31 protein-coding genes and 1 tRNA gene are annotated in these 26,527 nt (G+C 47.4%); 12 read left to right on the top strand and 20 right to left on the bottom strand.

Annotated elements, in window-relative coordinates:
- Positions 1-96 precede the first annotated feature (96 nt).
- The 3 genes from ydeE to rcnR form a co-directional block, all read right to left on the bottom strand.
- On the bottom strand, positions 97-1,278 hold the full coding sequence (gene ydeE / locus AB7038_RS03185; RefSeq protein ID WP_369452735.1) for an efflux MFS transporter YdeE: 1,182 nt from the start codon (positions 1,276-1,278) through the stop codon (positions 97-99).
- Positions 1,279-1,363: 85 nt separating this feature from the next.
- Positions 1,364-1,768 (bottom strand): RidA family protein, encoded by a 405-nt coding sequence (locus AB7038_RS03180; protein ID WP_369452734.1) that lies wholly within the window; start codon positions 1,766-1,768, stop codon positions 1,364-1,366.
- A 242-nt stretch (positions 1,769-2,010) separates the two neighbouring features.
- Positions 2,011-2,283: a Ni(II)/Co(II)-binding transcriptional repressor RcnR gene (gene rcnR / locus AB7038_RS03175; protein ID WP_004238006.1), complete on the bottom strand. Its 273-nt coding sequence runs from the start codon at positions 2,281-2,283 to the stop codon at positions 2,011-2,013.
- Positions 2,284-2,425: 142 nt separating this feature from the next.
- Between rcnR and AB7038_RS03170 the strand changes: the two genes are divergently transcribed.
- Both AB7038_RS03170 and cspE read left to right on the top strand, forming a co-directional pair.
- Positions 2,426-3,298 (top strand): nickel/cobalt efflux transporter, encoded by an 873-nt coding sequence (locus AB7038_RS03170; protein WP_369452733.1) that lies wholly within the window; start codon positions 2,426-2,428, stop codon positions 3,296-3,298.
- Between the two features lie 253 nt (positions 3,299-3,551).
- Positions 3,552-3,764, top strand: coding sequence for a transcription antiterminator/RNA stability regulator CspE (cspE, locus tag AB7038_RS03165; protein WP_004240684.1), 213 nt, complete (start codon positions 3,552-3,554; stop codon positions 3,762-3,764).
- Positions 3,765-3,795: 31 nt separating this feature from the next.
- Here cspE and AB7038_RS03160 read toward each other — a convergent pair whose 3' ends face one another.
- From AB7038_RS03160 to AB7038_RS03135, 6 genes are all read right to left on the bottom strand, one after another.
- Entirely contained in the window at positions 3,796-4,152 is a 357-nt protein-coding gene (locus AB7038_RS03160) for a hypothetical protein (protein ID WP_368888932.1), read from the bottom strand.
- Positions 4,153-4,538: 386 nt separating this feature from the next.
- Positions 4,539-5,525 (bottom strand): ribosome-inactivating family protein, encoded by a 987-nt coding sequence (locus tag AB7038_RS03155; protein ID WP_369452732.1) that lies wholly within the window; start codon positions 5,523-5,525, stop codon positions 4,539-4,541.
- Positions 5,526-5,553: 28 nt separating this feature from the next.
- Positions 5,554-5,868, bottom strand: a complete 315-nt coding sequence (locus AB7038_RS03150) for a hypothetical protein (protein WP_186848917.1) — start codon at positions 5,866-5,868, stop codon at positions 5,554-5,556.
- A 20-nt stretch (positions 5,869-5,888) separates the two neighbouring features.
- The gene (locus tag AB7038_RS03145) at positions 5,889-6,224 is read right to left on the bottom strand and encodes a hypothetical protein (RefSeq protein WP_368888930.1); all 336 of its coding nucleotides are present in this window, start codon (positions 6,222-6,224) and stop codon (positions 5,889-5,891) included.
- 92 nt (positions 6,225-6,316) lie between these two features.
- Positions 6,317-6,880, bottom strand: coding sequence for a DedA family protein (locus AB7038_RS03140; protein WP_369452731.1), 564 nt, complete (start codon positions 6,878-6,880; stop codon positions 6,317-6,319).
- A 12-nt stretch (positions 6,881-6,892) separates the two neighbouring features.
- Positions 6,893-7,570, bottom strand: coding sequence for a DUF1345 domain-containing protein (locus AB7038_RS03135; protein WP_368888928.1), 678 nt, complete (start codon positions 7,568-7,570; stop codon positions 6,893-6,895).
- Between the two features lie 125 nt (positions 7,571-7,695).
- Between AB7038_RS03135 and AB7038_RS03130 the strand changes: the two genes are divergently transcribed.
- Together AB7038_RS03130 and AB7038_RS03125 are read left to right on the top strand one after the other, a co-directional pair.
- The gene (locus AB7038_RS03130) at positions 7,696-8,448 is read left to right on the top strand and encodes a TSUP family transporter (RefSeq protein ID WP_015422839.1); all 753 of its coding nucleotides are present in this window, start codon (positions 7,696-7,698) and stop codon (positions 8,446-8,448) included.
- Between the two features lie 13 nt (positions 8,449-8,461).
- On the top strand, positions 8,462-8,893 hold the full coding sequence (locus AB7038_RS03125) for a hypothetical protein (protein ID WP_369452730.1): 432 nt from the start codon (positions 8,462-8,464) through the stop codon (positions 8,891-8,893).
- Between the two features lie 442 nt (positions 8,894-9,335).
- On the opposite strand, the gene AB7038_RS03120 is transcribed toward AB7038_RS03125, so the two are convergent.
- Positions 9,336-9,965 (bottom strand): IbrB-like domain-containing protein, encoded by a 630-nt coding sequence (locus AB7038_RS03120; protein ID WP_369452729.1) that lies wholly within the window; start codon positions 9,963-9,965, stop codon positions 9,336-9,338.
- Positions 9,966-9,983: 18 nt separating this feature from the next.
- Complete coding sequence (locus tag AB7038_RS03115) at positions 9,984-11,210, bottom strand: phosphoadenosine phosphosulfate reductase (RefSeq protein WP_368888926.1); 1,227 nt, start codon at positions 11,208-11,210, stop codon at positions 9,984-9,986.
- A gap of 226 nt (positions 11,211-11,436) precedes the next feature.
- On the opposite strand from AB7038_RS03115, the gene AB7038_RS03110 reads away from it, so the two are divergent.
- Both AB7038_RS03110 and AB7038_RS03105 read left to right on the top strand, forming a co-directional pair.
- Positions 11,437-11,916, top strand: a complete 480-nt coding sequence (locus AB7038_RS03110) for a cold-shock protein (protein WP_368888925.1) — start codon at positions 11,437-11,439, stop codon at positions 11,914-11,916.
- A 213-nt stretch (positions 11,917-12,129) separates the two neighbouring features.
- Entirely contained in the window at positions 12,130-12,633 is a 504-nt protein-coding gene (locus AB7038_RS03105) for a GNAT family N-acetyltransferase (protein ID WP_368888924.1), read from the top strand.
- A 157-nt stretch (positions 12,634-12,790) separates the two neighbouring features.
- On the opposite strand, the gene AB7038_RS03100 is transcribed toward AB7038_RS03105, so the two are convergent.
- From AB7038_RS03100 to AB7038_RS03090, 3 genes are all read right to left on the bottom strand, one after another.
- Positions 12,791-12,867 (bottom strand) — tRNA-Pro (locus AB7038_RS03100).
- A 76-nt stretch (positions 12,868-12,943) separates the two neighbouring features.
- Positions 12,944-14,713 carry an LPS biosynthesis-modulating metalloenzyme YejM gene (gene yejM, locus AB7038_RS03095; RefSeq protein WP_369452728.1) on the bottom strand — a complete coding sequence of 590 codons (1,770 nt, stop codon included), beginning with the start codon at positions 14,711-14,713 and terminating at the stop codon, positions 12,944-12,946.
- Between the two features lie 27 nt (positions 14,714-14,740).
- Positions 14,741-14,968: a YejL family protein gene (locus tag AB7038_RS03090; protein WP_004238019.1), complete on the bottom strand. Its 228-nt coding sequence runs from the start codon at positions 14,966-14,968 to the stop codon at positions 14,741-14,743.
- A 232-nt stretch (positions 14,969-15,200) separates the two neighbouring features.
- Here AB7038_RS03090 and yejK point away from each other — a divergent pair, with 232 nt between their 5' ends.
- A complete protein-coding gene (yejK, locus tag AB7038_RS03085) occupies positions 15,201-16,205 on the top strand; it encodes a nucleoid-associated protein YejK (RefSeq protein WP_036415203.1) in 1,005 nt (334 codons plus the stop codon).
- A 78-nt stretch (positions 16,206-16,283) separates the two neighbouring features.
- Here yejK and rplY read toward each other — a convergent pair whose 3' ends face one another.
- Positions 16,284-16,565, bottom strand: coding sequence for a 50S ribosomal protein L25 (rplY, locus tag AB7038_RS03080; protein WP_049240257.1), 282 nt, complete (start codon positions 16,563-16,565; stop codon positions 16,284-16,286).
- Between the two features lie 171 nt (positions 16,566-16,736).
- Positions 16,737-18,497, bottom strand: coding sequence for a DEAD/DEAH box helicase (locus AB7038_RS03075; RefSeq protein ID WP_369452727.1), 1,761 nt, complete (start codon positions 18,495-18,497; stop codon positions 16,737-16,739).
- A gap of 231 nt (positions 18,498-18,728) precedes the next feature.
- On the opposite strand from AB7038_RS03075, the gene rsuA reads away from it, so the two are divergent.
- From rsuA to AB7038_RS03060, 3 genes are all read left to right on the top strand, one after another.
- Positions 18,729-19,424, top strand: a complete 696-nt coding sequence (rsuA, locus tag AB7038_RS03070) for a 16S rRNA pseudouridine(516) synthase RsuA (protein WP_368888920.1) — start codon at positions 18,729-18,731, stop codon at positions 19,422-19,424.
- Positions 19,425-19,461: 37 nt separating this feature from the next.
- Positions 19,462-20,646 (top strand): Bcr/CflA family multidrug efflux MFS transporter, encoded by a 1,185-nt coding sequence (locus AB7038_RS03065; protein ID WP_024473455.1) that lies wholly within the window; start codon positions 19,462-19,464, stop codon positions 20,644-20,646.
- 512 nt (positions 20,647-21,158) lie between these two features.
- Positions 21,159-21,503 (top strand): hypothetical protein, encoded by a 345-nt coding sequence (locus AB7038_RS03060; protein ID WP_036418621.1) that lies wholly within the window; start codon positions 21,159-21,161, stop codon positions 21,501-21,503.
- 114 nt (positions 21,504-21,617) lie between these two features.
- On the opposite strand, the gene mepS is transcribed toward AB7038_RS03060, so the two are convergent.
- Both mepS and AB7038_RS03050 read right to left on the bottom strand, forming a co-directional pair.
- A complete protein-coding gene (gene mepS, locus AB7038_RS03055) occupies positions 21,618-22,172 on the bottom strand; it encodes a bifunctional murein DD-endopeptidase/murein LD-carboxypeptidase (RefSeq protein ID WP_004240669.1) in 555 nt (184 codons plus the stop codon).
- A 328-nt stretch (positions 22,173-22,500) separates the two neighbouring features.
- On the bottom strand, positions 22,501-23,220 hold the full coding sequence (locus AB7038_RS03050; protein WP_368888919.1) for a phosphatase PAP2 family protein: 720 nt from the start codon (positions 23,218-23,220) through the stop codon (positions 22,501-22,503).
- A gap of 360 nt (positions 23,221-23,580) precedes the next feature.
- Here AB7038_RS03050 and AB7038_RS03045 point away from each other — a divergent pair, with 360 nt between their 5' ends.
- Entirely contained in the window at positions 23,581-23,910 is a 330-nt protein-coding gene (locus tag AB7038_RS03045) for a type 1 fimbrial protein (RefSeq protein WP_368888918.1), read from the top strand.
- 176 nt (positions 23,911-24,086) lie between these two features.
- Positions 24,087-24,425, top strand: a complete 339-nt coding sequence (locus tag AB7038_RS03040) for a type 1 fimbrial protein (protein ID WP_368888917.1) — start codon at positions 24,087-24,089, stop codon at positions 24,423-24,425.
- 90 nt (positions 24,426-24,515) lie between these two features.
- Here the strand turns inward: AB7038_RS03040 and yeiP are convergent, their stop codons facing one another.
- On the bottom strand, positions 24,516-25,088 hold the full coding sequence (gene yeiP, locus AB7038_RS03035; protein WP_349467708.1) for an elongation factor P-like protein YeiP: 573 nt from the start codon (positions 25,086-25,088) through the stop codon (positions 24,516-24,518).
- Positions 25,089-25,239: 151 nt separating this feature from the next.
- Entirely contained in the window at positions 25,240-26,487 is a 1,248-nt protein-coding gene (mtr, locus tag AB7038_RS03030; protein ID WP_368888916.1) for a tryptophan permease, read from the bottom strand.
- Positions 26,488-26,527: the final 40 nt, after the last annotated feature.

Genomic DNA, 26,527 nt, shown 5'->3' with positions numbered 1-26,527 from the left:
AGTCCGCACCGGGACGCACTGTGCCGGATCAAAGATCAGGCCGTAACCACGTCCATTCCCCGCAGTACAGACTGACGGAAATCAGCGTATCCGCTGTCAGTGGTGAACGAGCCGGTTTCTGCTGATCCGCAGGCCGCGCATCATACACAACCAGGCGCAGGCGGAAACACCAATCAGCAGCAGCCATAAGGTATTTGGCGGGAAATAGGTCAGCACACCGCCGGTCAGCAGCGGGTTAAAGGCACCACCGAGCCAGCCGAGGGATTGAGCGGAAAAGTAGCTGGATTTCATGCCGTCCGGCGCAATGTTGTCGATCAGCATATATTCGCCCGGCGCATAAATCAGTTCACCAAGTGTAAAGACAAAGGCCGCGATCCCCCAGAATACCAGGTTACTTCCCGACATCATAAACCCGGCCAGTCCGGCCATAAAAAAGAGGGTGCCGAGTGTCATCAGGCGTTGCAGGTTATCGGTGCTGATCCGGCGGCCGACCATATATTGCAGCGACACCACAACCGCCGCATTGACCGGCAGTACCACACCAATCACTTTTTCCGCCAGCGTGGTATCTGCTACCGTCAGGACATACTGGGAAATACAGGCGGAAAACGAACCGAACACCAGCGATCCCAGAAAGGCGGATAATGTAAACCAGAGCAGAGCTTTATCATGCAGCATGACAGAAGGCTGCCAGGCGGTACTGTTGCTGCCGGAAGCGGAAGGCGGCACGCTGCGGACAAAACGCTGAATAAAGAATATCGGGAAGGAGGCGGTACAGGCCGCCAGCCAGAACGGCAGATCCGCGCTGTACATCAGCAGGCCGGTGCCAATCGGCGGACCGACAGTCCATCCCATGTTGACGAAGGTGTAGTTCAGGGAAAAGACTTTGGTTTTGCGCGCCGGTGGCAGCGTATCGGCGAAATAGGCTTTCAGCACCGTAGCAAAAACGGAGTAGGCACAGTTAATCAGTGAAAAGAAGACAACGACCAGTGCGATATTGTGAGTCAGCGGTATGGCGATAAATCCGGCGATATAAACCAGAATTGCCATCAGCATATAGCGCTTTTTATCAAATTTGTCCGCAATAATGCCAAAACCGAGACTGAACAACACGCCGGTTGTCAGTGCGACCGTCAGTGCCACCCCGACCTGATCCACCGCCATGCCATACTGACGGCTGAGATAAATCGCCATAAACGGGATAGTGGCACCCCGTCCGATAGTAATTAAGAATGAGGAAGCGAGCAGAGCAATGGTGGAACGGGTGGCGGCTTGCATGGTGACATTCTCAGTATTTTTATTTTATTTTTAATATTCACGTAATCAATATCATGCAAATCAGGCGCTGTACAGCGCCTTCCGATCACGGCAGCACGGCGTGAGCTTCTATTTCAATCAGCCATTCCGGCAGCGATAATCCGCTGACAATAATCCATGATGAGGCGGGGGCATTATCTGCAAATTTTTCTTTCAGCACATCCGCAATTGCCGTTTGTTCATCGTGCGAATCTGCGCCGGCGCGGATATAGATCCGCAGCATAACCACATCAGACAAAGAACCGCCGGCTGCTGCGAGGGCACGGACGATATTGTCCACAGATTGTGCGGCTTGTTCCCGCATACCGCCTGCGACAGTCACTTCATTGTGATCAACGCCGACCTGCCCTGACAGAAATAACTGCCGGGTGCCGGTTGTTTCCACGGCCTGACTGAAACCGTATTGCAGGGAATTAAACAGTGAGGGCGGATTAATCCGTTTTATAGTCATAACAGCCTTTTCAGCAGTGAAATAAAAGAAGATGTCGTTTTATCATAGATTATTTCAGGCGCTGTAAATTAACTGATTATTAACAGCATTCTTTACTTTCAGTCTCTGTGCGGGAGATGAATAAAAAGGGGGTTCAGTGAGTTTCTGAGAGATACAGGGATATTATTTTTATATCAAAAAAGGATATTCAAAACTTACAGGGTCGGCGCCGGGGATTTTTACAACACCGGCTTAATTTTTCTTTACTTAATATAGGAATCCAGCACTTTCAGGACAATATCCAGATCACCCTGACGCTTTTCCTCATCTTCCTCATGAACCACGTGTTCAATCAGGTGGCCCTTAATCACTTCCCGCATTAATCCGTTTACCGCGCCCCGGATAGCTGCAATCTGCTGCAGCACGGCGGAGCACTCATGCGGTTCATCGAGCATTTTTTTCAGTGAGTTGACCTGCCCCTGAATTTTACTGGCGCGGTTCTGAAGTTTCTGTCTGTCCCTGATGGTATGTGACATGGCAACCCCGTGAAATAAGGTAAAAAGAAAGTGACGGGCAAAATAGTAGCATCTTCATGATACAAAGAGGTAGTGTAATTATACTGGGGGGGAGTATACTCAATTCACGCTTTCTTCATTCTGAAAACAGGGATCACATGTCATGACCGATTTTGCCTCGTTACTGCAGCAGGGAAATGCCTGGTTTTTTATCCCGGGCGCGATTGCGCTGGGTGCGCTGCACGGCCTGGAGCCGGGCCACTCCAAAACCATGATGGCGGCCTTTATTATTGCAGTGAAAGGGACGGTCAGACAGGCGGTGATGCTGGGACTGGCGGCGACGTTGTCGCATACCCTGATTGTCTGGCTGATTGCCCTCGGCGGGATGTATATCAGTGCCCGCTTCACGCCGGAAGTTGTAGAGCCGTGGCTGCAGATGGTGTCGGCGGTGATTATTCTGGCAACTGCGTTCTGGATGTTTATGCGGACATACCGTGGTGAAAAAAACTGGCTGTCAGAAATGCAGCAGGAAAGCCGGACACACAGTGACCATCATCATGAGCATGATCATCATCACAGCCATGAACATGACCACGACCATCATTACCATCATGCAGAGCATCATCATGGTCATCACGACCACCATGATGACGAATATCAGGATGCGCATGCCAGAGCACATGCTCATGAAATCAAAACCCGGTTTAGCGGCGGTAAAGCCACCAACAGCCAGGTGTTACTGTTCGGCCTGACCGGCGGGTTAATTCCGTGTCCGGCGGCGATTACTGTTCTGCTGATTTGTCTGCAACTGAAAGCCTTTACCCTGGGAGCAACCATGGTGCTAAGTTTCAGTATCGGGCTGGCGCTGACACTGGTCACGGTCGGCGTGGTGACAGCGGTGGGGCTACGCCAGGTCAGCCGGCGCTGGCAGGGGCTGGGTGATATCGCCAAAAAAGCACCGTATTTTTCGGCGGCACTGATAGCGCTGGTCGGGCTTTACATGGGGATCCACGGCTATATGGGGCTGGCAAACTGATGCCTTTGGCGGGTGTGGTCGTTTGAGGTAAATCAAAAAGAGCTTGCCGGATAACAAAATATATGGCTTAATAGCAGCATTGGTTTGGAAGTACAGACCTATTTATGTCAGTCCGATTTTAAGTTGTTCTCCGTCAAGCGTTATCCAAGATACCACTTCATAGCGAATTCCTTCTGATAGTTCCCATAAGTAAAAACGTAATCAAACCGCTTATATGCCTTATGGCAACAAAATTAATCTAAAGGAAATTCATATGTCCGCAACAATTACCGGTACTGTAAAATGGTTTAACGATGATAAAGGTTTTGGCTTTATCACTCCTGCTGACGGCAGCAAAGACGTGTTCGTTCACTTCTCTGCAATCCAGAGCGACAGCTTCAAATCTCTGGCAGAAGGCCAGCAGGTTTCTTTCACCATCGAAAATGGTATGAAAGGCCCGGCTGCAGCTAACGTGGTTGCTCTGTAATCACCGCTGTCAGTAACAGATTTTAAAAACCTCACTCCGGTGAGGTTTTTTTATGTCTGAACAGCGAAACCGGAGCTTCACCTTCCTGCATGGCAACATCAAATATCTCCCAGTAATCAGCATAGGTTTTGTAACTTATGCAGACGGGAGTACGGAAAAGATGTGCCATATTCAGTATTTCAATAATTTCTGGCTTGCTGGCTGAAAAACTCCATATATAACTGCCGGGATACAGATTATTATGTATATCGTGTATCTGAAAACGATAATAACCACCACGCTCAACAGCAGTAGCAAAAACATAATAATCACACTTATCTGTAAACACTTTGGCATTGGCACTGAAGGACATTGAAATTGTAAATAATATAAATATTAATTTTTCCATAATAAACTCGCTTAAATGTTAGTTAATCATTCATCCATATGATAATCATCATACATTCTGGTTATTTTATTAGTGTTATTTTCGACACGGTATTGAATGCATAAATCTTTCCCAAGAATATAAGAGGTTTTTATGTAATTATATACTAAGGTAGTTAATGGGAGAGTAAATGAAAGGTCAGAGTCAAATATATAATCGTAGCCATGTTTTTTATCGTTAATATAGAGCGTCATTCTATACTCGTTATCATACTGTATGAATTTTTTTATATTAATACGACATTTTGTTTTAAAATCATTCGCGGCTTTAGAATGTGGTGATGATAGTAATAAAAATATCAAAGGAGAAAATAAGATGTATTTAAACATAATGCATAATCCTGTTTGTTAATTTGAGTAGTTTATAGAGTAATATATGTTCATTAGTTGGTCGAATGAAAAATAAATATCATTACCTAGTGTTTTAATATGATACAGTTCATGATGCTCTTCATCTGAATCAGTTTTCTTGCTTTTTTTATCCGGCATATATAATACATAATCGCATAATTCATAGGCGTTTTCTATATTGTAAGGGTGAGGTTTTGTTGTCATAGAACCATTCATATAAGAATATGAACTACCTTTCTTTCCTGGTGTGTTGTATAACATTTTAAGTTCTTTACTGATTTTACTCCAGTCCCTAATTAATTTTGACAAAGCCATGCCAAATACTGTTAGTTGAGCATTATTTTTTTTGAAGTGCCCCTTGCTCCATTCCCTGACATCAGGGAACCTGACTGACTCTGATGTGATTAAGATAAGACTTAACAATGATTTCTTTAAATCCTTAATTCCCTTTTCATCATATTTTTTTCTGGAATCATATTTGCTGAGTGTGATTACTGAATTTTTTATTACTTCAGGATCGGCTGATATTTTCTCTATACTGACAGCTTTATTTTGCAGATCATTGTAATGTCCTGTAAATGGCAATGTTATATTTTCGTAATCTTTAATATCCAATATATCATTCTTACGATCTTCATTGAATCTATAATATGTTTCTTTCAATTTTCCATTATTTTCTTTTGATGTAACAATGAATCCTATCATATAAGCATTTTTTGCATTAAAAACCATGTGTATAAATTCGTTACCTCCACTTGTGATTTTTGCTTTATATATTTTGTCATTCTTTGCAGAAGTTACAATGGTTGTTCCGTATAAATTAGTACTGTCACTGAGTGTTTTTCTAAGGGCAGATATAGAGTCCATATATTTTGAGTCATTACTGTAATCAAAGTAAATGTCTTTATTTTCTATTGATATGCTGACTGCTGAGGAATGAACAGGGAACATTATGATAAATAAGATAATCAATCTATTAATCATGTGGTATCCTTATTAAATATAATCATGCTTATTGGAATTTTATTGCATTTATTTCCCAATAGTCTTTGTAGGTTCTGTAAGTTATGCATATCGGGGATTTTGATAACATAGCCATATTCAGCATTTCAATAATATTAGGATTGGATGCTGAGAAACTCCACTGACGGCTGTTATCAAAAAACGAACCATCTTTTTGAACTAAATTAAAGCGATAAAATGAAGAAGCATCAATATTTGACGCATTGACATAAGCATTGCACCGGTCATTGAATGTTGCGGAATGACCTGGTTGGGATAATAAAAAACCGGCAGTTAACGATAAAAACATGATTGTTTTTTTCATAAGTATCCTATTGTTAATAATTAATTTGATGTATCATCATATAAGTTAGCGATAAAATTGATATTACCTTCAGTCCGGTATCTGACACATAATTTTCTGTTATACAGATAAGCAAATTTTACAAAAGTATATGCTTTATCTGATGGTTGAAGCTGAAAAGATAAGTGCTCATATAATGGAATATATTTCCCGGCTTTTATTCCATAGTAATATAATGTTAATCTGTGACTATTTCCGCGTGCCATTTTTACTATTTTTACATCACATGTTGTTGTTTTTTCATCAGCACGCTCTGTATTTGCATGTGAATTTATACTGATAAATAAAAGGAATGTAATAATAAGTTTCAACCTCATGGCGATTCCTTGTCTGTATTGGTTATATGCCAGAGATAAAAGCGTAGTGCACTATTATGGATGCGTAAATGATAAATTACGTAATGAGGGGGTTATAACTTATCTTTAATTTTATTAACAGAATGCTTTCGTATAAAAATAAAGACTATAGTCAAGAGTGTGATGATAAGATAAATGATATATTTATGAACAGGTAATGATGTGATATACGAACTTATATAGTAACCAGCAGAGACAATGACACTTCCCCATAATAACCCACCAATTATATTAAAAATAATAAACAAAATCGGGTTTACACGTGAGGCACCGATAATAACCGGACCAAGTGTACGCAGGCCATAAGCAAACCGGATACCAATAATGATCAGCACTTGTCGCTTATGTATTATTTCCTGAACACGGGCTATTTTATCCGCATGTTTATGAATACGGGGCAGGATCCGGTTTCCGGCAAAATAACCGGTAAAAAACAGAACATTGTCACTGATAATTCCGCCCAGTGCGGCCACCAGCATCACTTTCGGGTAGGATAATAACTGATGGTGTGCGGCAATGCCGGATAAAAATGCGGCGGTTTCCCCTTCGATCATGGTACCGAAAAAAGTTGCCCAATAGCCGTATTCTGTAATCCAGTGTGTCAGTAATGTTTCCATCCGCCACTCCGTTTAAAATAAACCGGCGGAGATATTAATGCATAATCCCAGTATCGCCATATTAAAAATAAAAGAGACGACGGATTGCATTAATACGGCGCGGCGCATCGGGGAAGAGGCGATTTCGACATCAGCAGTCTGCGAGGCGACGGCAATCGTAAATGAGAAATACATAAAATCAGAGTAAGCGGGTTCAGCCGGTCTGTCCGGAAATAATAACCACGGTTTTTCCTGTTGCGGATTGGTGTAATAAAGGTGTGCATAGTGCATGGTAAATCCGGCCGGTAATAACAGCCAGGAGGACACTAATGTGGATGCGGTCAGAATATACTGGAAGGCTTTATCATTACCGGTCAGATTACCGTGTCCGCCGAGGGCAAAAAAGAGCACCAGTAAACTGACACAACACCCGGCCAGCAGGAAAAACATCACCATGCGGGCGCTTTCATCCTCAATTTTAGTCAGCTTACGGATATCTTTTACTTTCTTATTAATGATCCGCTCAAAAAGAAACAGCAAATACACCCAGGAGAAGGCATTCCAGCTGAGGATCAGGCACATCAGTGCACTCTGCACGGGTAACAGGGCAAAAAAAGTCACAACCGCGACCAGCAGGGAGATAATAAAACGCGGACGCGAGTGAAAAGCGTGCCGAAAAATATGAGTAATGCGAATACCATAGCGCAACATACCAGTATCCTGTTCAGAAAGATGACATTTTATTATACCAAATATCCGGCAGCAGGGGCGGTATCACTTTTTCGGATGCGTACTTTTTATATACTGAATATCCCTGCCATTTAAAGTGTCTTTCCATGAGCATAACATTTCTTATTGTCATGTTTTTTGTCGCCGTGGCCGCCGGATTTATCAACGTGGTATCAGGCGGCGGAGGTTTTCTGTCGATTACCGCACTGCTGATTTCCGGGTTACCACCTGCTAACGCACTGGCAACAAATAAGATGCAGGCACTGGGCAGTTCATTAACATCCGGTATTTATTTTTTGCGTCAGGGCAGGATTGATTTAAAAAATAACAAATGGGTATTTATCGCGACATTTTTCGGTGCCGCATCCGGCACGATTTTTGTTCAGTTTATTGATCCGACTTTTCTGAAAAAATTACTGCCGGGATTAATTATCAGTGTCACGCTGTACTTTATCTTTGCTCCTGATATCACTAAATCCAAAGAAAAACAGCGTGTTTCCTTTTTCCTGTTTTCATTTATCTGCGGCGGCGGTGTCGGGTTTTATGACGGATTTTTAGGTGCCGGTGCCGGGACATTTTATACCATCAGTTATATGCTGCTGTTAGGATACCGGATCGATAAAGCACAAATTCACTCCAATTTTCTGAACCTGGCCTCCAATACCTCGTCCGTTATCTTTTTTATCGCGGGCGGCAAAATGATGTGGTCGCTGGGATTACTGATGTTTGCCGGGCAGGCTATCGGGGCGCGGCTGGGTGCCGGGGTGGTACTGAGTTCCGGGCTGAAAGTAATAAAACCGATGATTATTCTGGTCTCTGCCGGGATCAGCACCAAAATGTTATTTGATATGTATTTTTAACAGGGACAGGACAATGTTGAATAAAGCTATTTTCAAAGCAGGGATGTTATTTTTTTCTCTTTCTTTTTTCTGTGCGGCGCAGGCAGATACAGACGCAGGGACAAAATCACCGGGAGAATACGACGCACTTCAGGCGATGATCATTAAAAATGAGAGTCAGCTGCTGCCGATCCGGTTTGACCCTTTCACCGTTCTGACAGAAGTCACCCGGGAAAATAACGTGATTATCCTGAATTATCAGGTCACCGGTCTGCCGCCGGAATTGTTCAGAGAAGAAAAATCGATAAATAAAATGCAGGGCATTCTGACAGGGAAATATTGTCAGGACTCGGCTATCATGCGGTTATGGCAACTGGCGTTCCCGTCGGGGTTACAGCATAACTATTTTTCGGACGGCACCCGGGTGATGCAGATAAATATCAAACCATCAGATTGCGGGGCGTAAATTTGTCAGTGTGCTTTTCTGTATCACTGTAGAATTTAATAATCATTCTGCGGTTATAACGGGGAGGAGCCGGCGGGCATCTTACTTTCCGCAAAATACGCACAGCATCCCGGGCATTACATCTTTCATCACAGGTATTTTTGGTTATTTTTACCGGATAGGCTCTTCCCGTGGTGTCTGTCCGGTAAATAAGATGAATTTCACCGTCGCCGGGCTGCCCGGCAATATCTTCAGGGGTTAACTGCCTGCTGTATTTACACTGTCCGATAGCCGTAATATCAATTTTCGCCTGTGCGGCAGACATCGTTATTAAAAGCAAAAGCAGGGAATATCTCAGCAAAATGATCTCCGTCAGCAGGGGGTAACTATATTGCCATAATCTGTTTTTTATCCGCTGATATTTCCGGTAAACCGCATCCGGATCGGATAACAGAGGAATGATTTATTTTACTGTCCAGGCTTCAGAAAACTCCCGCTCAGAAAAGAGTTCAGCCAGACCGCTGATTTGCTTAAGCCGCAACACTTCATCCGGCGACATTCCCAGTTCCTCTCCGATTCTTTCATCGCTCCAGCCCAGTCGTGATAAGTCCCGGACAATATCTGACATCGCGGTGACCTGATGCTGTCCGCGGGCCCGGTTATGGCGGATAGTAACGGCCATCTGTTCAGCAACTCCGTGATTTTCCGTATCGAGCAGCGTTACCGGCAGGTATCCGTTAAGTCGTTTTTTCAGTACATTTTTCCGGCTTAATAAATAACGATGATAACCATCAACCACCTGCAAGTCCGAGCGGTCGTGCGGAGATGGCAGCACAACAACCGGCTGGGTATAACCGTCTTTGGTCAGAGACGTTTCCAGCAATTTTTTCTCCGAAGGTGACATCACGTTCGGATTATAATCATTTGCGGTCACCTGTGCCCGCTTTACCCACAGCACACAATCGACCGGTTCATCTTTAAACGGACTGCGCTGATGTAAAAAAAGTTTTATCCGGTTGAGTGCCTCAATTAGTTGTTCTTCATTATCCAGTCCGTTCAGATAGTTTTCCAGTAAAGAGAGTACTGTTTTCATATTTATGTTATCCGTCAGCTATATCAGTTGCCAGTCTTTGCGCTTTGCCTGTATGCGCCTGCAATACCTGTCATAGCAATGAGATTTGGTCGGGCTGAATGCCAGTGAGCGGCACCAGAAATCATTACGTAAAAGGGTTTTGCAGATCCGTCTCCAGGACGGAATATCTTTACTGCCTGTATCACCGGATTGTTCATCAGGGATCCCATCCGGATAATCCCGCTCTGAATACCAGTGCAGATAGACAGCAATTTTGTTCCGGTAGTGTTCTGCGGTTTTTTCCGGCAGGCTGGCCAGTAAAAAACGGGCATAGGATTTCCAGGTATGACCGGCCGGTTTGCTGATTTGGCGGGAGCCGAAAAAACCGGCTTTATTTCCGGGGCGTGTGTACAACATACCGGCATCCGCACCACTGACCCGTGCACAGGCAAGGCTCCATGTTTCCGGCTCCAGGACATGATACAGCCACAACCCCCTGCGCTGTTCCGGTCCGAAGGGTTCACAAATCCGCATTTTACTGAGACTGACACCGGCCTGATGCATCAGATCATAAATCGGATTGTAAGGTAGTCTGCTGCGGGAAATATAAGTCCAGATATCTTTCACATGCCAGTCATAAATCGGGTAGCCCATATAATAAAAGCCTTCCGGTGATGCGGTTGTCCACGGGATATCATCTGCATAGCGCAGCTTCCGGTTATTGCTGATGGCGAGAAACCGGTTTAATGATTCATCGGCGCGGATCCCCAGCAATATGACAGAGCTGTGATGACTCCCGGTGATCCACTGATTAAATGCGGGGGTAAAATCTTCAAAAATAATCCCCGGATGATAGAAGGGAAAGAAATCAGGGTCAGTAATGGCATCTTCCGGTGGTTGCCGTACCCATTTTTTACCGGGTTCCCAGGCTGTCCAGGCCGGTTCATACTGGGAAATACCACTTTCGGTGGTAACAGGCAGCGCTATCCAGTAAAACCGCTGAGTACAGTCGCTATAGAGTGATTTCATGGCAGCAACATGGCTGATAGTAGCTGAATACTGTACTTCCCAGTCGAGAAACATGACATTGAATTTCCGGTGCTGTCTTCTGGCCTCTGCTGCAACCAGATGAAAAAGAACGGTGGAGTCTTTGCCGCCGGAAAAGGAAAGGGTGATTTGTTCAAAAGTATCAAACAGCCATTTAATCCGCTTTTGTGCTGCATCCAGCACGTTTTCTCCGAGCGGGATTTTACGTTTGCAGGACATCTCGATTACCGGAATATAGTTAGTTAATAATATTAATATCCAATCATATTTTGATGATAACAGTAAATTATGGTGTCCGGCTATTATTTAACCGGAATTTCGGTTGTCAGGTGAGAGGATGCCTGAAGATTACGCCGGATCTCAGCCAAAGGCATAGTCTGCACAGGCATTGTGCTTTATACTGCGCGCTGTAATGACTCAGTAACAGATGATTAAGCAGGTGGTAATGGCGATGAACGGAACAATCACAACATGGTTTGAAGATAAAGGCTTTGGGTTTATCAAAGATGAGAACGGGGATAACCGTTATTTTCATGTGGTTAAGGTCGCCAATCCTGACCTGATTAAGAAAAATGCCGCAGTGACATTTGAGCCCGGCACCAATAATAAAGGGCTGTCAGCCTATGCGGTAAAAGTGGTGCCGGAAAGTAAATATGTTTTCATCGCCGGTGAGCGTATTAAGCTGACGGCCATTAAGTCTTTCGTGGTTTACAGTGAGGAAGAAGCAGCAGATACCGGGATTGATAAAGAGAATGTAGTACTGTCTGTCGGCGTGCTGATGAACAACATCAAACCAAAATCCGCCGGCCCGGCCGAAATGCGCACACTCAGAAAACTGGCGATCACCACACAGCACGGCACCACCCTGATTTTCTCAGAAGATGAAATAGATATCGATGAGACGGTGAAGCTGCTTAAGATGTGAAATATATCATGAATAAAAAAACCAACCCTGAGCGGTTGGTTTTTTTATTGCCTGAAATCCGGCTTATAACGATAACTTACCGGTTCAACTCTCCGGAATTTCAGGGTCGTTCACATATCCGGTTATCCCGGATAACTGATTCCGCCGTCGCCGGAATAATCAGGCAGACTTCTCCATGTTGATATGATAGTAATACGTATTACAGGAGGATTTATGGATTTTGTTTTAACAAAAATAACTCAGGCTGATTGGTGTTTTTTTAAAGAGTTGTATATGAACAATGACGTTATGAGGTTCATATCAGATCCGATGCCGGAAGATAAAATTAAGGAGTCTTTCGGAAGCCGGTTGCCTTCATGGGATATCATGTCTCATCACTGGTTGTGCTTTGTTATCCGTGATACGGGCGACAATACCCCGATGGGACTGACAGGTCTTAAAATTGTCAGTGAAGGCGGGCGCAGAATCGCAGAGGTGGGCTACATGATATCACCGGAATTCAGCGGAAAATCGTTAGCAACCAGATCGCTGACCAGGTTGATATCACTGCCTGAACTGGCTCCGCTAAATGAGTTTTGTGCAGTTGTAACAGGCGGGAATACTGCCTCGGAGGTCGTTTTAAAGAAAAATGGCTTCATTCTTACTGAAGTCATTGAAAACAACTATGTGATAGGTAATAAAACGTTTGATGATCATATCTATACATTAATCCGATAATGTGGTGATGTTGATATAACCAATTCTGCCGGAAGAGGTGGAATAGCCGCTGTATTTAGCCGCCTGTTTTACCCCTGAGTTACCCCCGGATTACCCCACCTGAAATTACAGGCACAAAAAAACCAACCCTAAGCAGTTGGTTTTCTTATAAAAACACTGGTCGGCATGACAGGATTTGAACCTGCGACCCCCGACACCCCATGACGGTGCGCTACCAGGCTGCGCTACATGCCGAATGTTATCTATACTACTGTTTTCTTTAGTTAAAGCAAGATGCTACTGTACCGGCTGCGCTTTTTTTATCCGGGGATCAGTGGGTATCGATAAAGCGTTTCTGCTCTGTCAGCACCTGGAGTAATTCCGCCATATCCGGCTTGGCATTGCGGATCTTCTCATTATTCTCATCAAAGCGCTGGTATTTGCCCTGCGAGGTCAGCAGTGAGGCGGAGTCCGGCTTGATAATGACCAGATTGCTGTTGTCGCCGGTGAATATCCGTGGTTTTCGCCGCGTGGTAGTGAACAGATCATCACCCTGGGTGTATTCTCCCGGCGGATTGCTGACGTGCAGCAGGCGCTGCATCAGGGTTGCCATAATATCCGGATGTGCGGTTAGTTTGCTGATGGTTTGTGCCGGAGTATCCGGCCAGTGAATAATCAGCGGAACACGCAGCTGGTCGCGGTTAAATTTGCCGTCAGTGACCCAGTTGTCCTGTAATTTGGCCATGCTCTCACCCGCACCGGCGGTGATAACAATGACGGTTTTATCCCATTCACCACGTGCCCGGATATCCTGAATCAGTGTGCCCAGCGTGTTATCAATATCTGTCATATCAGGGGCGGAATGACCATCCGGTAACGGCGTGCTGAGATTAATCAGTGCAAACCACGGCTGATCTTTGCGGGTCTGCTTCAGCCAGACTGACCAGCGGTCTGCCACATCCGCAGAGGCGGTAGCTGTTCTGTTGCTGTCCTGTCCGTCACGCAGCGGCGGCAGGCTGTAATCCGCCAGCAGGGCATAGCGGAAGAGCGGGGAGGCAAAGTTTTCTGTGGAGAAGAACCCTGACTGATAATTCTGTGCGCTCAGCGCCGTCATCAGTGCGGACGGAATGCGTCCGTTGAGGATGCCGTCATAATAGGTGCCGGAGATACCGTAGTAGAGCCCGAATTGTGCCCGTTCCGGATTAATTTCACTGCTGTAGTGCTGTGTGAATTGCGTGCTTTCCTGTGCAAACCGGTTCAGGTTCGGCATTGCCTTATCAATATCTTCCCGGCTCAGCGAGGTGAGGGTGATAAGCAGTAAATTGTAGCCGCTGCCGTTGTCTGCATAGGTCAGTTTGTTGATCGGATACTCAACACCCTGAGCAGTCGGGTCGCCATGCAGAAGCAGCTGCTGCTCATAACTGGTGCTGTCGAGCAGGCCGTGACGCTCCAGGAATTTGCGCGCAGTCATCGGGTAAGAGACCGGCAGGTTATAGCGCTGCATCGTCACCGGGCGGTAGAAATTAGCATCCGCCCAGATATACATAATATGAGAGGTAATAAAGGCGGTGATAAATACCACCGCAACAGGTTTACCGAATTTTTGCCGGTTCAGGCTGCGCAGTTTCTGCCAGCTCCAGGTGCCGAACAGCATTTCGACCAGGAAAATAACCGGGATCGCAATAAAGATAAACTGCCAGCGCCGTGCCATTTCCCCCTGTTCCGGGTTCACGACCAGATCCCACACCACCGGGTTTAAATGCAGGCGGAACTGTTCATAGATGCCGATATCAAACAGCAGCAGTGTCAGCCCCGCTGTACCGAGGGCGGCGGATAAAAAGCGCAGCAGCCGTTGCGACATCACCACAAAAGTGAGCGGAAACACAATCAGCAGATAGAGGGCGAATGCCAGGAAACTGAAATGCCCCAGCCAGCTGGTGATGGCGTAAATACGGCCAATCAGCGTATCCGGCCAGTCAGAAATAAACAGGTAACGGCTGCTGAGTGCAAGACTCAGCAGAATATTAAACAGGGTGAACCAGTGCCCCCAGCTAATCATCTGGGAAACTTTGTCACCGTATTTCGGACGATACGTTACCATAGAATTTCGTCGTCAGCCGGAATGCGGTCAGTGCGCTTTATCTTCACTGACGGAAGATTGCAGGGCGCGGGCGAAGGATTCAGCAATATGAGCGCGTTGTGACGGCGCAACACTGGTATTGATGAGATTGGTCACCATATTTCCTAACACCATAAGAGAAAGGTCGGTCGGTGTCCGGTTTTTTTCCAGCACACTGACCAGCTCAGCCAGTAACTTTTCAACGTGTTCATCACTGTAGCGGGATGATTGCGGCATAAACGTAGATATCCTGATTGTACAAAGCTCTATATCATAACTGATGAGCGGCCGTATTTCTGCTTTTTGCGGAAAATTATTTCAATTATGGATCCGGTTACGCAGGGAATACGCCATTTTCAGTATGCACGCCGCTGATTATCCTGTCTTGTCACATTCTCCTGTGATTGTGACTTGCGCACAGATTACAACGGTGTTTGAATACGCGCAAACGAGGCCGAAGGAGTAAAAGATGAGTCTGGATATCATTCAGATTGCGTTGCATCAATTGATTAAACGCGACGAACAGACACTGGAAGTGGTACTGCGGGACACACCACTGGAAAAAACCGCCATTGTTGAGGAAATGATGGCTGAACTGCACCGGGTCTACAGCGCGAAAAGCAAAGCGTACGGTGTGTTTAATGAAGAGAGTGAACTGTCAGAGGCACTGCGTCTGCAGCGGCAGGGCGAGGAAGAGTTTCATGCCTTTACCCGTGCGGCAACCGTCCGCCTGAAGGATGAGCTGGCAAAATACCCGTTTGCCCAGGGCGGCGTGGTGTTATTTGCCCATTACCGCTATCTGGCGGTGGAATATCTGCTGGTGGCGGTACTCGACAATTGCCAGAGCATGCTGGTCAATGAAAGCCTGGAGCTTAACAGCACCCATTATCTGGATATTCCGCATGCGGATATTATCGCCCGTATTGACCTGACTGAATGGGAAACCAATCCGGAATCCAGCCGTTACCTGACCTTCCTCAAAGGCCGCGTCGGGCGCAAAGTCTCCGATTTCTTTATGGATTTCCTCGGTGCCGCAGAAGGCTTTAATGCCAAAATCCAGAACAAGGGCCTGTTACAGGCACTGGACGATTACTGTGAGGAAGCACAGGCGGACAAACAGGAGCGCCAGTCTTACCGCAAACAGGTGTTTGATTACTGCACGGAGCAGTTACAGAGCGGCGAAGAGATTCAGCTGACAGAACTGTCTGCGGAACTGCCCCCGCTGGGTGAGCAGAGTTTTGCGCAGTTTACTCAGGAAAAAGAGTACGGACTGGAGGATTCTTTCCCGGCCGATCGCAGCACATTACGTCAGCTGACAAAATTTGCCGGCAGCGGCGGCGGGCTGACCATTAATTTTGATGCGATGTTACTGGGTGAGCGTATTTTCTGGGATGCGGCCACGGATACCCTGACGATTAAAGGGACACCGCCGAACCTGCGGGATCAGTTACAGCGCCGTGGTAATAAAGGGTAGTGAGAGCAGAAATAAATAACGCCGCAAAAGCGGCGTTATTTACTCGGCGTCCCGATTAAAGCTCGATAGGTGGCGTAATTAAGCGCGCAGGAAATCGATGTGTGTCAGTTTTGGCTTGAACGGATGACGCTGTACAGCCTGTACTTTCACTTTGGTTTCTTTACCATCGATAACCAGGTTCAGAACTTCGTAAAATTCTGCTTTAGCTTCCTGGTTGATCAGGACGTCGTGGTCCAGTTCGATGGAAACAGGTTCCTGGTTGCCACCATAAACGATAGCAGGGAACTTGTTTGCGCGACGCAGGCGGCGGCTCGCACCCTTACCCTGCTCTTTACGTAATTCAGCATTGATAGTTAACATAACTTTTCTCTTTAACAAGAGTAAAAAAATCTCTGCTACAGGCGACCCAGCAGCAAAGTCGGTATTTGGCTTCAGCAGGGTTACCCGTGGTGAAGCGGCGTGCATTTTACCGAAAATGCGGACAAACGGCAAACGAAACCCGGTATAAAACCAAAAAAGCAGCACGCCGGGTTATGCCAGACTGTCTGATTTACGGAATCGCCCCTGATAATCAAAGATTTTTTCGCGGATCTGCCAGTAGTTCTCTTTTTTGCGTGAGACAACAAAATCCGGGTAACGCAGCAGCACCTGCTGACGGATCACGGATTCTGCATCCTGCCACTGAAACGGCACGCCGGGTGCGCGCAGATGCTGTGCCAGAAACTGTTTTTCAAAGACAAAACGCTGCGCCGGGGTGGTCAGACGGAACCGTTCGCTGACGGTGGTACCGTCTTCATCGTAATAGTTGATAGTCAGCCATTCACCGCGATTATCCTGCCCGGCAGAAAGCGCCATACCGCCGCAACGCAGCACCAGGGCATCTTTCAGGCGCAGTGCGGCTTTCAGCATATCATCCGGGTCACTGAGCATTTCATCACAGTGGCAGCAGCGCCGTGCGGCAATATCATTTTCCCCGTTACAGGACGGGCAGAGTTTAAAGCGGAAACGGAAGTCACACTGATGACGGGCTGATTCATCATCCGCATCAACAATTCCCTGACAACGGCGGCCATAGTGCTCGATGATATGTCCGTCGCCGGTACATAATCCCCAGAACAGGTTGGCAAAACCGCATAACGGACAGAACACCTGTACCGGCTGGCTTTTGCTGTTGGGTTTGTGATTGCCGACTTCCGGCATATAGAGGTCATGCGGGTTTCCGGCGTAATCGAGGATCAGACACTCCGTTTTCCCCGGAGACAGACGCAGACCGCGCCCTGCAATTTGCTGGTAGAGGCTGACAGACTCTGTCGGGCGCAGAATGGCAATCACATCCACATGCGGGGCATCAAACCCGGTGGTGAGCACGGAAACGTTGACCAGATAATGCAGATCCCGCGCTTTGAAATTGCGGATAATCGTTTCCCGCTCCGCAGACGGAGTATCCGCGCTGACCAGCGCCGCTTCACCCGGCGGCAGCAGTGACACAATTTCCGCTGCATGCTCCACGGTAGCGGCAAAGATCATGCAGCCCTGACGGGGCGCGGCATACTCAATAATCTGGCGGACAATACGCGGCGTGATCCGCTTTTGTTTTTTCACTTCCCGCGCCAGCACCTGCGTGTCAAACATCCCGGCGGCACTGACCGGCACCTGTGAAAAATCATATTGCAGCACCGGCATATCCAGCCGCTGCGGCGGCACCAGATACTGATGGCTGACCATATAACGCAGCGGCAGTTCATAGATACAATCGCGGAAGAAGCATTCATGATCGCCGCGGATCATGCCATGATAGTGATACTGATAGATCCAGCCGCTGCCCAGCCGGTACGGTGTGGCAGTCAGACCGAGAATGCGCAGGGCAGGGTTATTTTTCTGCAGATGCTGTATCACCTGCTGATACTGGCTGTCTTCGCTGAGGCTGATCCGATGGCACTCATCAATAATCAGCAGGGAAAATTTGCCGTCAAAATCCGTCATATTACGGGCAACAGACTGCACGCTGCCGAAAATGACTTTTTGTGATGACTCTTTTTGTGATAACCCGGCTGAATAGATACCGGCTTCCAGGCCGTAAGCCTGATATTTACTGTGATTCTGCTCCACCAGCTCTTTGACGTGCGCCAGCACCAGCACACGGCCGTGAGCCAGTCGTGCCAGTTCGGCGATCACCAGGCTTTTCCCCGCCCCGGTGGGCAGAACAATCACCGCAGGCGTGGTGTGTTTGCGGAAATAGAGCAGGGTGGCATCAACAGCCTCCTGCTGATAAGGTCGCAGGGTAAACGTCACAGGAACTCCGGCGGAACAGACAAAATCAGGGTGTCAGCATATCACACTTTGGGCGCGACAATTGACTGCATGACGGCGGATAAACAGCGGAAGCGCCGTCAGAAAGGCGCTGTGATGTTGACGGTTTGTTGTTATAATGATTACTGTGGTTATTATCAAACAAAATTCTTTCATTTTATCTGCTTATCAGCCGGCAGCATGCTGCGGGCGCGTCAGGTTTAAGAGACATTCATGCGATTAGATAAATTTCTTGCCCATCAGATGGGTATCAGCCGGAACCTTGTGGCCAGAGAGCTGCGTGCGGGGATGGTGACTGTGGATGGTGAGGTCGTGAAAAACGGCGCACTGAAAGTCAGCGCGGAGAACGAAGTGGCGTATGACGGCAATGTGATGACACACGTCACCGGGCCGCGCTACTTTATGCTGAATAAACCGCAGGGCTATGTCTGCTCAACGGATGATCCGGTTAACCCGACTATTCTCTATTTCATGGATGAACCGGTTGCTCATAAACTGCATGCCGCGGGACGGCTGGATATTGATACCACCGGGCTTGTGCTGATGACTGACGACGGACAGTGGTCGCACCGCATCACCTCACCGAAACATCATTGCGAGAAAACCTACCGTGTCACTCTGGCGGAGCCGGTGGCGGATACGACCACAGCTCTGTTTGAGCAGGGTGTGATGCTTAACGGCGAACAGCACCCGACCAAACCGGCAAAACTCGAGATTATCACCCCGCAGGATGTGCGGCTGACGATTTCCGAAGGGCGCTATCATCAGGTCAAACGTATGTTTGCTGCTGCCGGTAATCATGTGGACGAACTGCACCGTGAGCGTATCGGCGGTATCGTGCTGGATGACAGCCTGGAGCCGGGGGAATACCGCCCGCTGACTGATGAGGAGATTCAGTCGGTTCTCTGAACACCTTTTTTACTGAATCCAATACGGAGTAACAGGCGTGCAAGTGCAACGTTCGGCCTATTTCGGCCTGATTTTTATCCTGGGGCTGTTATCGATGCTGATGCCGCTGGCTATCGATATGTATCTGCCAAGCATGCCGACCATCGCCCGTGACTTTGGCGTTACCGAAGGTGATGTTCAGATGACACTCAACAGTTATCTGATCGGTTTTGCTGCCGGGCAACTGGTGTACGGTCCGATGGCCGATGCCCTCGGCCGCAAACCGGTGATCCTCGGGGGAACCCTGATTTTTGCGCTGGCCTCCGCGGGCTGTGCTATGTCACAGGATATCGGTACGTTTATCGGAATGCGCGGGCTGCACGGCTTTGCGGCGGCTGCGGCAAGTGTGGTGATCAACGCCCTGATGCGGGATATGTTCACCAAAGATGAATTTTCCCGCAGTATGTCGTTTGTGGTGCTGGTGATGACCGTGGCACCGCTGCTGGCACCGATTATGGGCGGCATGATGATGCTGTGGTTCAGCTGGCACGCGATTTTCTGGACCATCATGATTGCCGCACTGATCGCGGCACTGCTGGTGCTGTTCTTTATCCGTGAAACCCTGCCGAAAGAGCGGCGCCAGCCGTTCCGGCTGCGGATCATGCTCGGCCAGTTTGTGACGCTGTTCCGCCAGAAGCGGGTACTGTGTTATATGGTGGCATCCGGTTTTTCATTTGCCGGGATGTTTTCGTTTTTATCCGCCGGGTCATTCGTTTACATTCAGCTTTACGGGCTGACGGAGCTGGAATTCGGTTACTGCTTTGCGCTGAATATTGTTTTTCTCTTTATTATGACCACCATTAACAGCCGCTATGTCCGCCGTTTCGGTGCACTGAATATGCTGCGCACCGGGCTGGTGGTGCAGTTGCTGGCCGGATGCTGGCTGGTGCTGGCCGCATCCGCCGATCTCGGCTTTGTGGCGCTGATGATAGGTGTGGCCTGTTATGTGGGGAATATTGCCATGATCACATCAAATGCTATGGCGGTGATTCTGGATGATTATCCGCATATGGCCGGTACCGCCTCGTCACTGGCCGGCGTACTGCGGTTTGGTATCGGTGCGGGTGTCGGCGCGGTGGTGGCTTCATTTAATATGACAACGGTCTGGCCGATGGTCGGCGCGATGGCGCTCTGTATTCTGATTGCCGCCTCACTGGTGCTGTACGCACGACGTTTTGCCTGATTTCCTTTCTCTGCTGCCGGTCCGGGCGTCACCGGGCCGGTCATTTCCGCAATATCAGTAATAGTCGAATGATTACTCCGGACAACTACTCAGTTGCCATTTGGTTGATCTGAGTCATGAAAAGTTACACTATTGTGAATTCCGTTTCGGGGCAGAAAGTAACGTATAATATCGTACTCCTTTCTCTTAATTGTATAATTAACTGATATTTCATCATATTTGCGGGTATCCCGGTTATTACAATGCGGAATTATATCCTTCATCATTCAATTTCAGCTATATGATATAAAATAAATCAGTTGAGAAAATTAACAAAACAGTATACAAATAGAGGCAATTGGATTGATGATGTTAACATCCGGCGAAAAAGCACAATGTGTTTTATTACCGGATCGGGAGTAAATCACCGGCGTTTCATCATCCGTGAACACAGAATGTTCGTTAATTCCGAGGGATTGGGTCGGAAAATTTATTTCAGATGATTCACCGGCACAGTAAGACAGGATAATAGTGTGAATAGTAATGCGCTTTCAGTTGTTTCCCGCCTGCCACAGCATTACCGGCTTGCCGGTCATGATGACGGCCGCCGGCTAGAGGCGTTACCGGAATCTTTGCAGAGCAGGGAAGACAGCCTGACCGGTTTAAAATTACTGAGTCACGGCCACCATTCAACATATGATGCATTGTGCGCCATCCGGTCGCACCTGGAAGGATTACAGATTGATAGTCTGATCCTGACCTGGGAAGGGGAGCCGTGCCTGTTTTTACACAGTGATGATGAAAGTACTGCACTGTGTGCCCTGAAAACCGCAGGGGCGGCAATCGCGGAAAATATTTCTGCCCGTTACCCGTTCTGACAGGTAACACCGCCGGTCTGTGTGACGGGTTTTGATAAAATGCAGACATAAAAAAAGCTTCCTGAAAAGGAAGCTTTTTCTTTTTAAATAATACACTGCAAGGGAGTGAATGTATTATTTAATTAAACGGCGTCCGTCGTAATAACGGTTGTTCCAGTATTTATCCGTCATGTTTGAGACGATAACACCGTTTGACGTGGATGCATGGACGAATTTGTCATTGCCGACATAAATACCGACATGACGCTGACGTTTTCCGGTTTTAAATAACACCAGGTCGCCGGCCTGTAATTTAGCGCGTTTTACGCTGGTACCGACAGACTGCTGCTCTGCGGTTGAACGCGGCAGTTCCATACCGAACTGGTCGAGGAAAGTCTGACGGACAAACGCGGAGCAATCAATACCGGAGCGGGTAGTGCCGCCGAGGCGGTAAGCAACGCCTTTCCAGCTGGCATACTGAGACATCAGTTTGGATTTAACATCGACATTATTAACTAACTGTTCGAATTCATCCTGAGACGCTTGCAAGATAAAGCTGTTTGTACGGGTTTCAGATTGAACTTGACGGGCTGAATTTGGAGATGTACTGCATGCTGACAATGTCGCCGCGATAATCAATGCCGGAACAATCCGGGTGATATATCTCAGAATTGGTTGAGATGTGACCATGTGTGAGTTTTCCCTTGCAGTCCTTATGTGACAAACGTCACTTAAAAAAACAAAACATATCAACACTAATTAAATCTGCGGTGGTGCACAATATGTTTATTCTGAAAACGTGCGGAACGACACGTTTAATATCCATGAACAATTACTGAGGAAAAGTTAATCAGTCATCCGTAAAGGTGTAATTATCGGTGAAATTAATCAATTCCTAATAATCGGACGGATTGATACTACATAAAGGTGCCGGAAATGGCGAGGGAAAAAACCTGTTATTTACAAAACCTTAAATTTGTCAGCAAAACAATCAGAATGTGATGTCAAATATGTTTAACTAATGTGAAATTTTATTTGTAATATCGGATAAACGGGGCATATGGCGTACCAGAAAATTTACACACCGGTCACTCAGCGGTGTCAGTAAAATCCAGGGAACTGTGATTAATGTCAGTGACAGCGAACCGGCCATAATATCGCTGAACCAGTGTGCACCGGCCATTATCCTTGGTAAAGAAAATATAATGACCAGTAAAACCGCTGCCGTAAAATAACGGAATCCGGCATAACGCCAGACAAAAGCGGCAAAAATGATCAGCATCAGCCCGTGGTCTCCCGGAAAACTGCTTTTTGAGGCATCTTTTGTAAAGATCCCGGTGATATCGCTGACACGGTAAACAGAATCCAGCTCCAGTGTCGGGCTGAGGCGGTTAAAAGGAATTGCCTGTCCGGCCTGATTAATCAGTACCGCACTTATCAACATCACCACACCCGCCATTACCAGCCGGCGTTTACCGTCGCTGTCCTGTTTGCGGAAAGCCGCATAATAGATAAGCCCCATCAGCAGAAGCGCCGCCAGATCAAATGCCCGGTTGTTAATAACCGCAATAAATACAGCCAGTGAATGATTACCGGCGAGCGGGTCATTGAAAAAACGGAAAACAGTATGGTCAGGTACCGCCCACCAGCCGTGATCAACCGGCAGATACCAGGAAAGAAACACCATGATACCGGTGAGGCTGATAAAAAGCGGAAGTGTGATGCGTTGTACTGCCATGACAGAACCTGATGATAATAAAATATTTTTACGAAAACAGTACTGAATAGTCTGACAGAAATAGAGATAAGGGTTTATGCAGAAAAAGGGAAATGATTAATGTTGTTTTTATGTAAAAGTTGTTAATTTTATGATGGTGTCTATAATCATAAGTGAAGAGGGTAATGTAGTTAATAAGGCCGAATGTATATCATAAAATAAGGAATTTCAGATTATAACGCTGTCGGTATACTAAAAATACGGCTGTTTGTTATAGCGCAGTAAAGATTTGTGACCTATTGTCGATAAAGAATAAGCGAATATTTTTCATCCCGGCGGTAACGGATTGCCTCCGTGAATACTTATCTGAAGAGGTACGTTATGAAAAAGCTACAGTTCTTTATCGCTGTTACAGGCTTATTAATGAGCAGTTTTGCTCCGGCAACTGAAAGTAAAAGCCAGTCAGCATCGGGTGTGATCATCTTTCATGGTGCGATTGTTGAAGGCCCCTGTGCAATGGACTTTCAGACCAATGACATCAGTTCCCGCTGTTACCGCTCAGGGATGAAAAAAGAGCGGCTGAATACCCAGACTATTACCCGTAATACCCGGTCAGTTTCTGATTTGATACCGGCCAATATGGGAGATGCAAAACTTCACTGGATAGATGACAGTAAGCTGATAGCGATGGTTATTGTCAGTTATCTTTAATGCAGACTGAGAATCACAATTAATGCATGCAGAGGAAACCGGAAAAATCGTGTGATGTATCACACCACGACACCTGTTTCCTCTTCTTTTTTTGTGTCCGGCGCGTTATAACAGAGACAGCGGTAACGTTAACACGCTGGTCGTCAGTCTGACGAAACAACAGTGAGGTGCCTGTGATGAATCATCTTAAGGCTATTTTCAGTGGTATGTTGTTAAGCTTGTCAGTTATCACGCCGGGTGCGGCATCTGGTGTCAGTGAAGGGACGATTCTGCTGTCCGGCAGTGTGGTGAACAGCGCCTGTGAGGTCAGTGTCCCGGCGGCGGAAAAGCCGCAGAACAATCAGCCGTCATTTGAATACCGTTGCCTGCGCAACGGAGAGCCCGCCAGCATGCAGGACAATATCGCTGAAGGTGAACTTGTGCAGGGGCATCTGCCGCAGTCAATGGGGCGCACGTCTTACTCGGTGCTGAATGAAGAGCGCCGGGAAGCGTATCTGCAGGTGGATTATTTCTGAAGGCGGGAAAAGGACGGCGGGTCAGCCGGTCTCCGCAATGTGCAGAAAACCGGTAACCCGGTAACAGGCAGTTTTTACCGGCTGCGGGAATTAATCCGCGCGGCCCATATAACGGCGTTCCGCGATATGAATGCGGATCTTTTCACCGTTACTCAGGTATTCAGGTACCTGAATCACCAGCCCGGTCGGCATGGTTGCCGGTTTGGTCCGCGCACTGGCGGATGCACCCTTGATGCCGGGGGTGGTTTCAACTATTTCCATATCGACAGTCTGCGGTAACTCCAGCGCCAGCACCTGGCCGTCCATTGTCAGCACCTGCATACCCGGGAGACCTTCCTCAGGAATAAACAGCAGTTCTTCTTCAATCTGATCTTTTTTCAGCGGATACGGCGTGAAGTCTTCATCATCCATAAAGACATACTCATCACCGTCAACATAAGAGAGCTGAACAGCGCGGCGGGTTAAGGTAATGGTCTCGATAATATCATCGCCTTTAAAACGCTCTTCCACTTTCTGACCGGTACGGACATCAGTAAAACGCATTTTGTACAGGGTGCTGGCCCCGCGGGCACTTGGCGTCTGGACATCGATATCTTTGACCATCAGCAGTTTGCCGTTATAGCTCACTGCGGTTCCGCGTTTAATTTCATTGGCTTTTGCCATAATTTGTCCCGTTACATAATAAATATCAATAGTAAAGCAGGCCTTAAAGCCTGCGGATTGGCGACAAAATTACTCGCAGTTTTTCCAATGTGCAAGCCCAAATTATCACACCCGCCTGCAGAAATGCAGCGGGTGTGATATCAGGGTGAAATCAGCGGTAAACTGGCAGGAGATCCATCATGGATAAAATATGTGTGACGGCGTTGAGAAGTCCGAACAGAATGATAAAGATGATCATCGCATTGCCGCCCGGCACACGGTAGGCTGCCTGCGGGAAGCGGCGGCGGGTGGCTTTTGCCATCAGCGCCGGGACAATCACCGCCCAGATGGTTGCTGCCAGCCCGGCATAGCCGATGGCATACAGGAAACCATTCGGGTACAGCACTGCCAGAATCGCCGGCGGAACAAAGGTAAACACGGCGGATTTCAGACGGCCGGTGCCGTTATCCTTAAACTTAAAGAAGTCTGCGATATAGTCAAACAGTCCCAGTGACACCCCGAGGAATGAACTGGCCAGCGCCATATAACTGAAGGCATTGAGTAACTGCACCGTAGTGTCACTGTTGATAGCCGCTTTCATCTGGTTTAACAGCGCGGTGATATTGCCGCCTTCCGCGATAATCTGCTTAAAGTTTTCGCGCGGGACGTTACCCTGGGCGGCCAGCTGCCATAAGATATAGATCACCAGTGAAATCAGGGAGCCGATAAGCAGGCTGCGTACCACGGATTTCGCGTCATTACGGTAATATTTCACCAGACCCGGCACGTTACCGTGGAAGCCGAATGAGGTCAGCAGGAACGGCAGCGCCACCAGCGCATACGGCAGATAACGGGCCTCCGGGTCCTGAGTGTTAAATAACACCGCGGTTTTCACTTCGGTGATCATACCGCCTGCGGACATCACAAATGCAATCACCATCCCGCCGATTAAAATGGTGCACAGGCGGTCAACGGCTTTGGTGGAAATCCAGACTATTATTGCCACCACGGCGGCAAAGAAAATCCCGCTCATCGCCGGGGTGATATCAAACCCGCGTGCTGCCAGGTTCTCCTGTAACATCGAACCACCCGCCGAGATATACGCATAGGTCAGAATATAGAGCACAAAGGCGATGGAGAGCCCGTTAATCACTGACCAGCCGTTACCCAGCAGATCTTTGGTAATGGTGTGAAAGCTGGAGCCTGACGGATAATTGAGGTTTGCCTCGAGGATCATCAGCCCGGAAGTATACATGCAGAACCAGGTGTAAATCAGCAGCAGAACGGAGCCGGTAAACCAGACACCCGCTGTCATCACAGGGATGGAAAACATGCCTGCACCGACAGCGGTACCGGCGATAATCATGGCACCGCCCAGGACGGAAGGGCGTTTGGTTTGTGTTATTGCGTCGCTGCTCATTAAATAAATCCTCCGGTTACTCAGCTCCGTGTACTAGCTT

Source organism: Morganella morganii, from assembly GCF_041099235.1.
GTDB classification, from domain to species: domain Bacteria; phylum Pseudomonadota; class Gammaproteobacteria; order Enterobacterales; family Enterobacteriaceae; genus Morganella; species Morganella morganii_E.
Note: the sequence above shows the minus strand (reverse complement) of the source record. Positions and strands in the feature narration are given on the sequence as shown.